15 protein-coding genes and 1 pseudogene are annotated in these 12,766 nt (G+C 59.5%); all 16 read left to right on the top strand.

Going from position 1 to position 12,766, the window contains the following annotated elements; genetic code table 11:
- Window positions 1-139 precede the first annotated feature (139 nt).
- The 16 genes and pseudogenes from L904_RS02425 to L904_RS02350 all read left to right on the top strand — a co-directional run bounded on the left by L904_RS02425 (window position 140) and on the right by L904_RS02350 (window position 12,569).
- Window positions 140-919 carry a DUF1217 domain-containing protein gene (locus L904_RS02425; protein WP_035263933.1) on the top strand — a complete coding sequence of 260 codons (780 nt, stop codon included), beginning with the start codon at window positions 140-142 and terminating at the stop codon, window positions 917-919.
- Between the two features lies 1 nt (window position 920).
- Window positions 921-1,655: a flagellar basal-body rod protein FlgF gene (flgF, locus tag L904_RS02420; protein WP_004432506.1), complete on the top strand. Its 735-nt coding sequence runs from the start codon at window positions 921-923 to the stop codon at window positions 1,653-1,655.
- Between the two features lie 11 nt (window positions 1,656-1,666).
- Entirely contained in the window at window positions 1,667-3,073 is a 1,407-nt protein-coding gene (gene fliI, locus L904_RS02415) for a flagellar protein export ATPase FliI (protein WP_020811273.1), read from the top strand.
- A 42-nt stretch (window positions 3,074-3,115) separates the two neighbouring features.
- Window positions 3,116-3,640 carry a hypothetical protein gene (locus L904_RS02410; RefSeq protein WP_233283552.1) on the top strand — a complete coding sequence of 175 codons (525 nt, stop codon included), beginning with the start codon at window positions 3,116-3,118 and terminating at the stop codon, window positions 3,638-3,640.
- 171 nt (window positions 3,641-3,811) lie between these two features.
- Window positions 3,812-4,204, top strand: coding sequence for a flagellar basal body rod protein FlgB (flgB, locus tag L904_RS02405; protein ID WP_004432502.1), 393 nt, complete (start codon window positions 3,812-3,814; stop codon window positions 4,202-4,204).
- A gap of 3 nt (window positions 4,205-4,207) precedes the next feature.
- On the top strand, window positions 4,208-4,627 hold the full coding sequence (gene flgC / locus L904_RS02400) for a flagellar basal body rod protein FlgC (protein WP_020811275.1): 420 nt from the start codon (window positions 4,208-4,210) through the stop codon (window positions 4,625-4,627).
- Window positions 4,624-4,959, top strand: a complete 336-nt coding sequence (locus L904_RS02395) for a flagellar hook-basal body complex protein FliE (RefSeq protein WP_020811276.1) — start codon at window positions 4,624-4,626, stop codon at window positions 4,957-4,959. The genes flgC and L904_RS02395 overlap by 4 nt, the downstream gene beginning before the upstream one ends.
- Window positions 4,960-4,977: 18 nt before the next feature.
- The gene (flgG, locus tag L904_RS02390; protein WP_004432499.1) at window positions 4,978-5,766 is read left to right on the top strand and encodes a flagellar basal-body rod protein FlgG; all 789 of its coding nucleotides are present in this window, start codon (window positions 4,978-4,980) and stop codon (window positions 5,764-5,766) included.
- 20 nt (window positions 5,767-5,786) lie between these two features.
- A complete protein-coding gene (gene flgA, locus L904_RS02385; protein WP_004432498.1) occupies window positions 5,787-6,275 on the top strand; it encodes a flagellar basal body P-ring formation chaperone FlgA in 489 nt (162 codons plus the stop codon).
- Window positions 6,276-6,337: 62 nt separating this feature from the next.
- A pseudogene (locus tag L904_RS02380) lies at window positions 6,338-7,393 on the top strand (flagellar basal body P-ring protein FlgI); the annotation flags it as partial.
- Window positions 7,390-7,926, top strand: coding sequence for a MotE family protein (locus L904_RS02375; protein WP_004432496.1), 537 nt, complete (start codon window positions 7,390-7,392; stop codon window positions 7,924-7,926). The pseudogene L904_RS02380 and the gene L904_RS02375, both read left to right, overlap by 4 nt.
- Window positions 7,923-8,642, top strand: coding sequence for a flagellar basal body L-ring protein FlgH (gene flgH / locus L904_RS02370; protein ID WP_020810646.1), 720 nt, complete (start codon window positions 7,923-7,925; stop codon window positions 8,640-8,642). The genes L904_RS02375 and flgH overlap by 4 nt, the downstream gene beginning before the upstream one ends.
- Before the next feature lie 28 nt (window positions 8,643-8,670).
- Complete coding sequence (locus L904_RS02365; protein ID WP_035259607.1) at window positions 8,671-9,171, top strand: flagellar basal body-associated FliL family protein; 501 nt, start codon at window positions 8,671-8,673, stop codon at window positions 9,169-9,171.
- Entirely contained in the window at window positions 9,168-9,905 is a 738-nt protein-coding gene (gene fliP / locus L904_RS02360) for a flagellar type III secretion system pore protein FliP (RefSeq protein WP_020810648.1), read from the top strand. The genes L904_RS02365 and fliP overlap by 4 nt, the downstream gene beginning before the upstream one ends.
- 372 nt (window positions 9,906-10,277) lie before the next feature.
- Window positions 10,278-11,198, top strand: coding sequence for a flagellin (locus L904_RS02355; protein WP_020810649.1), 921 nt, complete (start codon window positions 10,278-10,280; stop codon window positions 11,196-11,198).
- A 408-nt stretch (window positions 11,199-11,606) separates the two neighbouring features.
- Complete coding sequence (locus tag L904_RS02350) at window positions 11,607-12,569, top strand: flagellin (RefSeq protein ID WP_020810650.1); 963 nt, start codon at window positions 11,607-11,609, stop codon at window positions 12,567-12,569.
- Window positions 12,570-12,766 lie beyond the last annotated feature (197 nt).

The raw sequence follows: 12,766 nt of genomic DNA, 5'->3' as shown, positions 1-12,766 counted from the left end.
TGTGGCTTGCGTGAACCTGTCCGCAAAGCCTCTCCCGCGCTGCCGCCTCCAGCCAGTTTCGCACAAGCAAGCCACGGCACTATGCCGGCAAAGGCGGACGTGCGCCTTGAGATCGGGATCAAACGAGAGCGGCGGTTCAGTGACTTCCACCTACACCAGCTACAGACTGATCAGTCAGGATATCGGCAAATCGCTTGAGCGGGTGTCGGAGCAGCCCGACGTGGCGCGCGAGACCGAATATTACCGCGCAAAGATCGGCGATGTGAAATCCATCGACGACTTCATGGCCGATACGCGCCTTTACAATTACGCGCTGAAAGCCCACGGGCTCGAGGACATGGCCTATGCGAAGGCCTTCATCCGCAAGGTGCTGACGGAAGGCACCTCGGACAAGGACGCCTTCGCCAACAAGCTTTCCGACAGCCGTTATGCGGATTTTGCGAAGTCGCTGGATTTTGCCGGCCTGGGGGCCGCGGCAACCTCCACCGAGGCCGCCAAATCGGGCGTCATCGGCAAATACACCCGCCAGACGCTGGAACAGGAAGCGGGCGACGACAATAACGGCGTCCGGCTCGCCCTTTATTTCGAACGCAAAGCGTCAACCATCACATCCGGCCTCGACTTTCTGGCGGACGACGCGCTCGCCCAGGTGTTTCGCACGGCCTACAACCTTCCCGACGAGTTTGCCGCCGCCGATGTCGACAAACAGGCGGCGCTCATCGAAAAAACCATCGATATCAAGGATCTGCAGGATCCCGAAAAGGTCGGCAAGCTGCTCGAGCGTTTCACCATCATGTGGGAAATGCAAAACCCCTCGACGACCTATGACCCTCTCGCCGTTTTCGGCTCCTCCAGCGGCTACGGCATTTCCCCGGACCTGCTGATCTCCATCAACTCCCTGAAACTCGGAGGCAAATGATATGCAATCCGGACTATACGTCGCCCTGTCCTCGCAGATCGCGCTGGAGCGCCGTCTCACCACCATTTCCGACAATATGGCGAATGTGAACACGGTCGGCTTCCGCGGCTCCGAAGTGAAATTCGACGAAATGGTCGCCAAGAACCACAATGACATGAATGCCCGGGTGGCCTTCGTTTCGCAGGGCAACGACTATCTTTCCACCCGTCAGGGCGCTTTCGAGCAAACCGGCAATTCCTTCGATTTCGCCATCAAGGGCGACGCCTGGTTTTCGCTGGACACGCCCGACGGCCAGATTCTGACCCGCGACGGCCGTTTCACCATGCGTCCGGACGGCGCGCTCATCTCCTCGAACGGTTATCCCGTTCTCGATGCCGGCGGCGGTCCGATCCAGCTCAATCCGAATGGCGGCCCGATCACCGTCGGTCTCGACGGCGCCATCCGGCAGAACGAAAACATCGTCGCTACCCTCGGCATCTTCCAGGCGGATTTCTCGCAAGGGTTCCTGCGTCATCCCAATAGCGGCGTGAAGCCGGTGGCCCAGCCGGTTCCGGTGGTCAACAATCATGAAGTCGGCGTCGTTCAGGGTTATCTCGAACAGTCGAACGTCAACGGCATTTCCCAGATGACCCAGCTCATCCAGGTCAACCGCGCCTTTGAAAGCATCTCCTCGCTGATGCGCGATACCGAATCGACCTTCGGCGAAGGCATCAAGACGCTTGGCGGCGCGCGTTGAGGAACTGAGTAATGACAATGCCGGAATCCATGCTCTCGGCTGACGCCATTTCACCGAAGCTCGCACAGCTGGCCAGCCTCGCCGGGCATTATGCCGATCCGGAGTTTTCGGTGGCGCATGGCGGGCATGTCCGCACCATCGCCGCCGGGCACTATACGGTTTCCGGGCTGTCACGGCATGTGCGGCTCGGAGAGTTCGTCGCCCATCGCAGCGCGACCGGCATTCATCTCGGCGAAGTGGTGCGTGTGGAACCGGACATTTGCTATGTCTGCCCCATTGAGCCCGGTGAGCCGATCGGCATTCACGACACCGTCATCCGCAAGGGCGCCTTCCGCGTCTCGCCCGACGACAGCTGGTGCGGACGCACCATCAATGCGCTCGGCGAACCCATCGACGGCCAGGGGCCGCTGGCTTCCGGCATCGAGCGCCGTTCGATTTCCAACAATGCGCCGCCCTCGATGACGCGCAAGCGGGTGGAGACGCCCTTTAAAACCGGTGTGCGGGCAATCGATATCTTCTCGCCGCTTTGCCTCGGCCAGCGCCTCGGCATTTTCGCCGGTTCCGGTGTGGGCAAATCCACGCTGCTGTCGATGCTCGCCAAGGCAGACGCCTTCGACAAGGTGGTGATTGCGCTTGTCGGCGAACGCGGCCGTGAAGTGCGCGAATTCATCGAAGACACGATGGGCGAGAATATGAGCAAGTCCATCGCCGTCGTCGCGACAAGCGATGAAAGCCCGATGCTGCGCAAGATGGCCCCGCTTTCCGCCGTCACCATTGCCGAGCATTTTCGCGATCAGGGCGACAATGTTCTTCTCATCATCGACAGTGTGACGCGCTTTGCCCATGCGATCCGCGAAGTGGCGGTCGCTTCGGGCGAACCGCCGGTGGCGCGCGGCTACCCGGCCTCGGTCTTCACCGAACTGCCGCGCCTTCTGGAGCGGGCGGGACCGGGCGCGGAAGGCACCGGCACCATCACCGCCATCGTCTCCATTCTGGTGGATGGCGACAATCACAACGACCCGATTGCCGATTCGACGCGCGGTATTCTCGATGGCCATATCGTGCTCGACCGCAGCCTTGCCGAAGAAGGTCGTTACCCGCCGATCAACCCGCTCGCCTCGATCTCGCGTCTCGCCAAGAAGGCCTGGACACCGGATCAGGAAAAGCTGGTGTCGCGCCTCAAGGCGCTGGTGCATCGCTTCGAGGAAACGCGCGATCTTCGCCTCATCGGCGGTTATCGGCCCGGCACCGATCCTGATCTCGACATGGCGGTGAAGCAGGTTCCGATCATCTATGAAACGCTGAAACAGCTGCCGAGCGAACCGGCGGCGCAGGATGCCTATGCCGATCTGGCGACCGCATTGCGCGGGGGAGCACAGAATGGCCAGCCCCAGGTAAACCCGAGAATGAGAGGCTGACCCGTGAACAAGAAGCGGAACGACACTAGCCACGATGAAGACGTGCTGCCCAGGCCCGTTTTCTTTACGCCCGACCGTATTCTCGCATGGACGGGCATCGGGCTTGCCGCTGCAGCGGCCTTTTTCCCCTGGTACGTGTTTTTCAACGAAGAAAAATTCGGCATGAAGGTGGCGGGCGGCGACCGCACCCGCGATCTGCCCCATACCGGCCCGCGGGAAGTCTTCAGCGTTTCGCCAATGGCCATGACCAACCGCAACAAGGAAGACACCCCGCCGCCGGCGGAGCTGCCCGACATGCTGACGACGGCGACCGTGAACGCAGGCGGCAAGGAAAAACAGAACAATCTGGCAGCCGGGATCGAGGATCAGCCTTTCCCCGGTCAGACTTCCTTCCGTCTGCTGCATGTTTCCAACGGGCGCGCCCTGATCGAGGACGGTTCGGGCATGTATATGGTGAGGGTCGGCTCTACCCTGCCGGACAATGCGTTGCTGACGAAGATCGAGCAGCGCAACGGCGAATGGCTGATAGAGACGTCTTCCGGGAAAACCTATCGCCCTGAAAAATAGAAGATTTTTCTCTGGTTCGAAAGGCGCGCCGCATCTGCCGGCGCGCCTTTTTTTGTTTGGGCAGGCCGCATCCATATCCGCGTCTTGCGCCGTTCCGCGCCTTCTCCCCTCCCCGCAAGTCTGACGCAAGATTAGCCCCGTAGGTTCGGGCCATACGAGATGGAGAAGTCTATGCAACCGATTCAACTGTTCGATCTGGCATCCCGCCAAGCGGAATGGCTGAGCGTGCGGCAGGAAGTCGTGGCGACCAACATCGCCAACGCCAACACACCCAAGTTCCGCGCCAAGGATGTCAGCCCTTTCGAAGCGGTCATGCAGGCCACCAGCCAGCAGGTCGGCATGGCGAGGACCAACCCTGCCCACTTCGGCGAGAGCACCCTCAGCGACAATATCGCGGTGCGCGACAACCCGGTCAATAACGAGATCGGCATGCAGGAATCGGGCAATTCGGTCGCGCTTGCGGAAGAAATGACCAAGACCGGCGAGATCAAGCGGCAGTACGAGCTGAACGCCAATCTCGTCAAATCCTTCCATCGCATGATGCTGATGACGGTTAAGAGGTAAGCCATGGATCCCTTGAGTGCGGCGAGCAAGATTGCCGGCAGCGGCCTGGAAGTGCAGTCCACACGACTGCGCATCGTCTCCGAAAACATCGCCAACGCCAGATCGACCGGCGACACCCCCGGCGCCGACCCCTATCGCCGCAAGACCATCACTTTCGGTTCCGAGCTCGACCGCGTCAGCGGCGTGGAGCGCGTGACGGTGAAGAAGCTCGGCGTCGACCGTGGCGATTTCATTAACGAATACGATCCCGGCAATCCGGCCGCCGACAGCAACGGCATGGTGAAGATGCCGAACGTCAATATCCTGATCGAAATGGCGGACATGCGCGAAGCCAACCGCAGCTACGACGCCAATCTTCAGGTCATCCGCCAGACACGCGACCTCGTCGCCTCCACAATCGACCTTCTGAAGGCATCGCAATGATCGACGGTATCAAGCAAGTCAGTTCCCTTTCGCTCACCCGCGGCGCAAGCGGCATTTCCTCACTGACGGAAAGCGTTTTCGGCAGCGAGCAGACGACGCCCGCCCAGCAGACGGGCGCCAGCTTCGCCAGCGTTCTCGGCAATATCTCGGTGGATGCGATGAACAATCTGAAGAAGGCGGAAGTCGCTTCCTTCGAAGGCATTCAGGGCAAGGCGAATACGCGTGAAGTGGTCGATGCCATGCTTTCGGCCGAACAGTCGCTGCAGACCGCCATCGCACTCCGAGACAAGATCGTGTCGGCCTATCTCGACATTACCAAGATGCAGATCTAGCCCAGCAGGAATATTGACATGAGAGCTCTTGCCATCGCTGCCACCGGTATGGACGCCCAGCAGACCAATCTGGAAGTCATCGCCAACAACATCGCCAATATCAACACCACCGGTTACAAGCGCGCGCGTGCGGAGTTCACCGATCTTCTTTACCAGACCGAGCGCATGCAGGGCGTGCCGAACCGCGCTAACCAGGCGATCGTGCCCGAAGGCGCCAATATCGGCCTCGGCGTGCAGACCTCGGCCGTGCGCAACATCCACACCCAGGGCAACCTGATCGAGACCGGCAACAAGCTGGACGTCGCGATCATCGGCCAGGGCTGGTTCCAGATCGAGGCGGCGGACGGTTCGACGCTCTACAGCCGCGCCGGCGCCTTCAACAAGAATGCCGACGGCAATCTGGTGACGATCGATGGCTATAACGTCATTCCGAACATCAATATCCCGACCGATGCACAGGACATCACCGTTACCCGCACGGGACAGGTGACCGCCCGTATCGGCAATGCCACGGAATTCACCGAACTCGGCCAGCTCACCATCGCCAACTTCGCGAACGAAGCTGGCCTGAAGCCGCTCGGCGACAACCTCTTCGCCCAGACGCCGGCCTCCGGCGACGCGGTGATCGGCGTGCCTGACGATCCGAGCTACGGCTACATCAAGCAGTCCTATCTCGAAGGCTCGAACGTCGACGCCGTCAAGGAAATCACCGACCTGATCACGGCGCAGCGCGCCTACGAGATGAATTCCAAGGTCATCACCACCGCTGACGAAATGGCTTCGATTGTCAGCAAGAACCTGAAGTAAGAACGGAAAGGCAGGCGAACATGAGGTTTGGCCGGAAACATAGCAGCAGCAGAACGGCACTCGTCCGTATATGCCTTGCGTCTGCCTTTTCACTGGGCGTCCTGACGCCCGCTCTTGCCCAGGCGCCGATGGCGCTGGTTCCCACCCGCACGATCTATCCGGGCGAGACGATCACGCCCGAACAGGTAAAGCCGGTGGAAGTGACCAATCCCAATATTTCCTCGGGTTATGCGAGCGACATCAGCGAAGTGGAAGGCATGATCTCCAAGCAGACCCTGCTTCCCGGACGCACGATCCCCGTTGCCGCCCTTCGCGAACCCTCGCTTGTGGTGCGCGGCACCAGCGTCAAACTCGTCTTCACCATCGGCAACATGACGCTGATGGCTTCGGGAACGCCGATGACCGACGGCTCGCTCGGCGAAATCGTGCGGGTGCGCAACATCGATTCCGGCGTCATCGTCAACGGCACGGTCATGAAGGACGGAACCATTCAGGTGATGGCGAAATGAGAGTGCTTCGTATCCTGGCCGCGGCCATTCTGTTTTCGGCCCAGCCCTTCCTTCCCGTTCCGGCAGCCCACGCGGATACATCCCGCATCAAGGATATCGCATCGCTGCAGGCGGGGCGTGACAACCAGCTGATCGGTTACGGTCTCGTGGTCGGCCTGCAGGGCACGGGCGACAGCCTGCGCTCCTCGCCGTTTACCGAGCAATCCATGCGCGCGATGCTGCAAAATCTCGGCATCACCACGCAGGGCGGCCAGTCGAACGCCAAGAACATCGCCGCCGTGATGGTGACGACCAATCTGCCGCCCTTCGCCAGCCCCGGCAGCCGTGTCGACGTGACGGTCAGCTCGCTGGGCGACGCCTCGTCGCTGCGCGGCGGCACGCTCATCATGACCTCGCTTTCCGGCGCGGACGGGCAGATCTACGCGGTCGCCCAAGGTGCGCTGATCGTCAACGGCTTTTCCGCACAGGGGGATGCCGCGACGCTGACGCAAGGCGTCACCACCTCCGCCCGCGTGCCGAACGGCGCGATCATCGAGCGGGAGCTGCCGTCCAAGTTCAAGGATTCGGTCAATCTGGTCCTTCAGCTGCGCAATCCGGATTTTTCGACGGCGGTGCGCGTCGCCGATGTCGTCAACGCCTTTGCCCGCGCCCGTTATGGCGATCCCATTGCCGAACCGCGCGATTCGCAGGAAATCGCGGTGCAGAAGCCCCGTGTCGCGGATCTCACCCGGCTGATGGCGGAAATCGAAAACCTGACCGTGGAAACGGATACGCCGGCCAAGGTCGTCATCAACGAGCGCACCGGCACGATCGTCATCGGCGCGGATGTGCGCATTTCCCGCGTCGCCGTCAGCTACGGAACGCTGACCGTGCAGGTGACGGAATCGCCGCAGGTCATCCAGCCGGCGCCCTTCTCGCGCGGCCAGACGGCCGTGCAGCCGCAGACGGATATCATGGCATTGCAGGAAGGCAGCAAGGTCGCCATCGTCGAAGGGCCTGACCTTCGCACGCTGGTTGCCGGTCTCAACAGCATCGGGCTCAAGGCGGACGGTATCATCGCCATTCTGCAAGGCATCAAATCCGCCGGCGCCCTTCAGGCGGAGCTTGTGCTGCAATGATGGAAACTCGGAAGAACAACGCTTTCCCGAATGGCCTTGTCCGCTTCGCGGCCGTCGCCTCGCTGCTTTTCCTGCTTCCCGCCGCTGGCGCCGAAAGCCAGCAGAACGTGGTTTCGGAACTCAGCACGCAGGATGAAATCCAGAAATTCTGCACCAACATCGCCGATGCGGCCCGCGACCAGCGCTATCTGCTGCAAAAGCAGGAGCTGGAAAAGCTGCAGTCCGACGTCAACGAGCGCATTGCCGTGCTGGAAGACCGCAAGGCGGAATATGAGGACTGGCTGGCCCGCCGCGAACACTTCCTCAATCAGGCGAAAAGCAATCTCGTCGATATCTACAAGACGATGAAGGCCGATGCCGCCGCACCCCAGCTCGAAAAGATGCATGTGGAAATAGCGGCCGCCATCATCATGCAGCTGCCGCCGCGCCAATCGGGCCTCATCCTCAGCGAGATGGATGCGCAGAAGGCCGCTGTCGTCGCCGGCATCATGTCGCAGGCAACCGATAAAAACACTTCGAAGGATCCTTCATGAGCACGCGTCGTCTTCCGGCCCTCCTCCTGCCGCTCGCTTTGCTTGCCGGCTGCCAGAACAACCAGACCCTGAAGGAAATCGGCAACGCACCCGCGATGAGCCCGATCGGCAGCGGCCTGCAATTCAGCCAGACGCCGCAAATGGGCATGTATCCGAAGCAGCCGAAGCACATGGCGAGCGGCTATTCGCTGTGGAGCGACAGCCAGGGCGCCCTGTTCAAAGATCTGCGCGCGCTCAACATCGGCGACATCCTGACCGTCAACATCCAGATCAACGACAAGGCCGATTTCGACAACGAGACCGAGCGCAATCGCACCAATTCCAGCGGTTTGAATTGGAAGGCGGATGCGCAGGTGTTCGGCTGGAACCCGAAGGCCGATTCCAGCATCAATTACGGTTCCGACACCGACACCCAGGCAAAGGGCAAGACCAAGCGTTCTGAAAAGCTGACGCTGTTGGTGGCCGCCGTGGTGACCGGCATTCTGGAAAACGGCAACCTCATCATCAGCGGTTCGCAGGAAGTGCGCGTGAACCACGAAATCCGCATCCTCAATGTCGGCGGTATCGTCAGGCCGCAGGATGTGGATGCGCAGAACATGATCTCCTACGAGCGCATCGCCGAAGCGCGCATCTCCTATGGCGGTCGCGGACGTCTGACGGAAGTGCAGCAGCCCCCGGTCGGGCAACAGGTCGTCGACCTGTTCTCGCCGCTCTGACCTCGGCACACGGGAACGGGACTGACCCATGGAAAACGAACAGGCTGAGGGCAAGAAAAAATCCTCCCCTCTGGTCATGACCATCGCAGGCGTTGCGATCCTCACGCTGCTCGGCGCGGGCGGCGGCTGGCTGGTGGGCGGCATGATCGCGCCGAAGATCGCCGGCGCGGAGGCGCATGCCCCGGCTGCCGCCGGCGGACACGGCGAAAAAAAGGAAGAGGGTATCGAGAAAATCTCGGCCGAGGCGAACGGCATCGTCCAGCTCGATCCCATCACCACCAACCTCGCCTATCCCTCGACGAACTGGGTGCGGCTGGAAGTGGCGCTGATGTTCAAGGGGCCGGTCGAGGTGGGTCTGGCGGAAGATATCCACCAGGACATCATGGCCTATGTCCGCACCGTTTCCCTTCAGCAGCTGGAAGGGCCGCGCGGCTTTCAATATCTTAAGGATGACATTCAGGAACGAGTTGACCTGCGCTCTCAAGGGCGCGTATCCAAGGTCATGTTCCGGACCTTTGTCATCGAATGATTCGATTTCTTGTAACCATCGCCGTCCTCCTTGCCTTGCCGGGTCTTGCCAGTGCCCAGCAATTTCCGTCCGATCTGTTCAACACGCAGATAGACGGCTCCGTCGCGGCATGGATCATCCGCACCTTCGGCCTGCTGACGGTTCTCTCGGTCGCGCCGGGCATCCTGATCATGGTCACGAGCTTTCCGCGCTTCGTGATCGCCTTTTCGATCCTGCGCTCCGGCATGGGACTGGCTTCGACCCCGTCCAACATGATCCTGCTGTCGATGGCGATGTTTATGACCTTCTACGTCATGTCGCCGACCTTCGACAAAGCCTGGACCGACGGCGTGCAGCCGCTTCTGCAGAACCAGATCAACGAACAGCAGGCCGTGCAGCGCATCGCCGAGCCCTTCCGCACCTTCATGAACGCCAATACGCGTGACAGGGATCTGAAGCTTTTCGTGGATATCGCCCGCGAGCGCGGCCAGGAAGTGATGACCGACAATGTCGTCGATTACCGCGTGCTCGTTCCGGCCTTCATGCTGTCGGAAATCCGGCGCGGTTTCGAGATCGGTTTTCTCATCATCCTGCCGTTTCTGGTCATCGATCTGATCGTCGCCACCATCACCATGGCGATGGGCATGATGATGCTGCCGCCCACCTCGATTTCGCTGCCGTTCAAGATCCTGTTCTTCGTGCTGATCGACGGCTGGAACCTGCTGGTCGGCAGTCTCGTCAGATCGTTCAACTGACGGCCTCTGTGCCTGATTGACACCCGTTAACCCTGTTTTTTAACCCCGCGTGCCCAGGTGCGCGGGTTTTGCGCGTTTTTACGCTTTGGTTACCAGTTTTTCTGGCGACTTGGTAACTATCTTTTTAAATAAAAAAATTACCATTTAACTAAATCAAAAAGTAACCATAAGTATTTTCCAATATTTCTTGGCCTCCAAATTAATAATTGGGCAATTTTTCGCTGCGAATTTCTTTCTACACGCAGCGGGTTTGGTTTCTGAAACTAAGCATTTCCGAACCGAGTGGCATGAAGCCGAAACGTTGCGACCGGTAATACCAAACCCGGTATGTCCCCACTCCAGTATCTCGTAAAAACAAGGGACACATTTATTATGGCAAGCATTCTCACCAACACCAACGCAATGGCCGCTCTCTCGACCCTGCGTTCCATCGCTTCCGACCTGTCGACCACGCAGGACCGCATTTCTTCCGGCCTGAAGGTTGGTTCGGCTTCGGACAACGCTGCTTACTGGTCGATCGCGACCACCATGCGTTCCGACAACAAGGCTCTCGGCGCAGTATCTGACGCACTGGGCATGGGCGCTGCCAAGGTTGACACCGCATCTGCCGGTATGGAAGCCGCTATCGATGTTGTTACCCAGATCAAGGCCAAGGTCGTTGCCGCAAAGGAAGAAGGCGTCGACAAGACCAAGATTCAGGAAGAAGTTACCCAGCTTCTCGATCAGCTGAAGTCGATCGGCACGGGCGCTTCGTTCAACGGTGAAAACTGGCTCGTTTCCACCGCCAACGCCACCAAGACGGTCGTATCCGGCTTCGTCCGTGACGACAACGGCAATGTCAGCGTCAAGACGACGGACTACGCGCTGGATGCATCGTCCATGCTCTACACCGAAGCGACGCCGGGCACGATCGATGCAAACTCCGGTATCCTGAACGCTACCGGTGCAACCACCACCGTCGGCGCCAAGACCTACACCCAGATTTCCGTTCTCGACCTCAACGTCGGCACCGATGACCTGGACAACGCTCTTTACTCCGTTGAAACGGCCCTGACGAAGATGACCAGCGCCGGCGCCAAGCTCGGCTCGCTGTCTGCACGTATCGACCTGCAGACCGACTTCGCCGACAAGCTGTCCGACTCCATCGAAAAGGGTGTTGGCCGCCTCGTCGACGCCGACATGAACGAAGAGTCCACCAAGCTGAAGGCTCTGCAGACGCAGCAGCAGCTGGCAATCCAGGCTCTGTCGATCGCCAACAGCGACTCGCAGAACATCCTGTCGCTCTTCCGCTAAGAGCTGAACTTCTCATAGCCCTTCGGGGCTGGGGGACCCATTTTCTTCCCACATGCATTCGGGGGCTGACCAAATGCATATCCGGGCAGAAAGCATAAAGGTTCGATAGGCTGAATCGAACCGAATGCACCAGACAGGCCGCATCCCGAATAAGGATGCGGCCTTATCTTTTTTTTAAATATTTCGGGATACGCGCGCGCACGCGCGAGAGTTGTAATTTTGAATTTTCATAATGCTGATTTTCTTTTCCCGCTTATCAATTCATTAACCAAACTGGCGTTACCTAAGCTCATCGAAACGGCGAGCTAACGTTAAAAATCAGCCAGTTAGCAGGCATGATGCTGTGCGCCGTTCCCGGTGAAACCGGAATGTCCCTTCTTTAATCAGCCATTCAAGGGGCACACTACTATGACGAGCATTATTACCAATGTCGCAGCAATGTCTGCGCTCCAGACTCTGCGCACCATCGGCCAGAACATGGAATCCACCCAGGCACGCGTTTCTTCCGGCCTCCGCGTTGGCGAAGCTGCTGACAATGCTGCCTACTGGTCGATCGCGACCACCATGCGCTCCGACAACATGGCGCTTTCCTCGGTTTCCGACGCTCTCGGCCTCGGCGCTGCCAAGGTAGACACCGCTTCTGCCGGTATGGAATCGGCAATCGAAGTCGTTAAGGAAATCAAGGCAAAGCTGGTCACGGCAACTGAAGAAGGCGTCGACCGCACCAAGGTTCAGGAAGAAATCGATCAGCTGCAGAACCAGCTCGTATCGATCGCACAGGGCGCATCCTTCTACGGCGAAAACTGGCTCGTAGGCGCTTCGACCCTCGGCGCTACCACGCCCGGCACGGACCCGGACAAGTCGGTCGTTGCTGGCTTCGTTCGCTCCACCGGCGGTGCGGTTAACGTCACGACCACGAAATACGCCCTCGACAGCACCGCTACCGGCAACACTCTTTTCGGTTCGGTCGACTCCGCAGGCGTTCCCGATACGACCGGCATTCTCGGCACGACCGGAACGTTCACGACCGTCGCCGCCCAGTCCGTCTACACACTGGACATCACCCAGTATGCAGCCGCAGACCGCGCCACCAACATGGCCGAAGCACTGACGCTGGTTGAAAACTCCCTGAAGGCAATGACGAGCGCCGCAGCCAAGCTCGGCTCGCTCTCCATGCGTATCGGCCTGCAGGAAGACTTCGCTTCCAAGCTGTCCGACTCCATCGACAAGGGCATCGGCCGCCTCGTGGACGCCGACATGAACGAAGAGTCCACCCGCCTCAAGGCCCTGCAGACCCAGCAGCAGCTCGGCGTTCAGGCTCTCTCGATCGCCAACAGCAACTCCGAAAGCATCCTGTCGCTCTTCCGTTAATCGAAGACCGAAAGCGAAAAAATCAACCGCGCCGAAAGGCGCGGTTTTTGTTTGTGCAATTGACTGCAAAATTCATGAATTTCTTGATTAAGACTTCATTAACCAAATCACCGCTAAATCAAGCCATCGAAACGACTCGTTAACCAAGACGAAAAAGAGGTTAACAGGCATCACGCCGCGTTGTCGTTTCCGGCGAT

Origin of the sequence: Agrobacterium sp. LY4 (assembly GCF_001526585.1) — a bacterium.
Classification (GTDB): domain Bacteria; phylum Pseudomonadota; class Alphaproteobacteria; order Rhizobiales; family Rhizobiaceae; genus Agrobacterium; species Agrobacterium leguminum.
This window is presented reverse-complemented; position numbering and strand designations above follow the sequence as displayed.

Coding starts and splice junctions, on each gene's coding strand:
- L904_RS02350 (WP_020810650.1), top strand. CDS start 11,607: ATGACGAGCATTATTACCAATGTCGCAGCAATGTCTGCGCTCCAGACT.
- flgC (WP_020811275.1), top strand. CDS start 4,208: ATGGATCCCTTGAGTGCGGCGAGCAAGATTGCCGGCAGCGGCCTGGAA.
- fliI (WP_020811273.1), top strand. CDS start 1,667: ATGACAATGCCGGAATCCATGCTCTCGGCTGACGCCATTTCACCGAAG.
- flgH (WP_020810646.1), top strand. CDS start 7,923: ATGAGCACGCGTCGTCTTCCGGCCCTCCTCCTGCCGCTCGCTTTGCTT.
- flgA (WP_004432498.1), top strand. CDS start 5,787: ATGAGGTTTGGCCGGAAACATAGCAGCAGCAGAACGGCACTCGTCCGT.
- flgG (WP_004432499.1), top strand. CDS start 4,978: ATGAGAGCTCTTGCCATCGCTGCCACCGGTATGGACGCCCAGCAGACC.
- L904_RS02395 (WP_020811276.1), top strand. CDS start 4,624: ATGATCGACGGTATCAAGCAAGTCAGTTCCCTTTCGCTCACCCGCGGC.
- fliP (WP_020810648.1), top strand. CDS start 9,168: ATGATTCGATTTCTTGTAACCATCGCCGTCCTCCTTGCCTTGCCGGGT.
- L904_RS02355 (WP_020810649.1), top strand. CDS start 10,278: ATGGCAAGCATTCTCACCAACACCAACGCAATGGCCGCTCTCTCGACC.
- flgF (WP_004432506.1), top strand. CDS start 921: ATGCAATCCGGACTATACGTCGCCCTGTCCTCGCAGATCGCGCTGGAG.
- L904_RS02375 (WP_004432496.1), top strand. CDS start 7,390: ATGATGGAAACTCGGAAGAACAACGCTTTCCCGAATGGCCTTGTCCGC.
- L904_RS02365 (WP_035259607.1), top strand. CDS start 8,671: ATGGAAAACGAACAGGCTGAGGGCAAGAAAAAATCCTCCCCTCTGGTC.
- flgB (WP_004432502.1), top strand. CDS start 3,812: ATGCAACCGATTCAACTGTTCGATCTGGCATCCCGCCAAGCGGAATGG.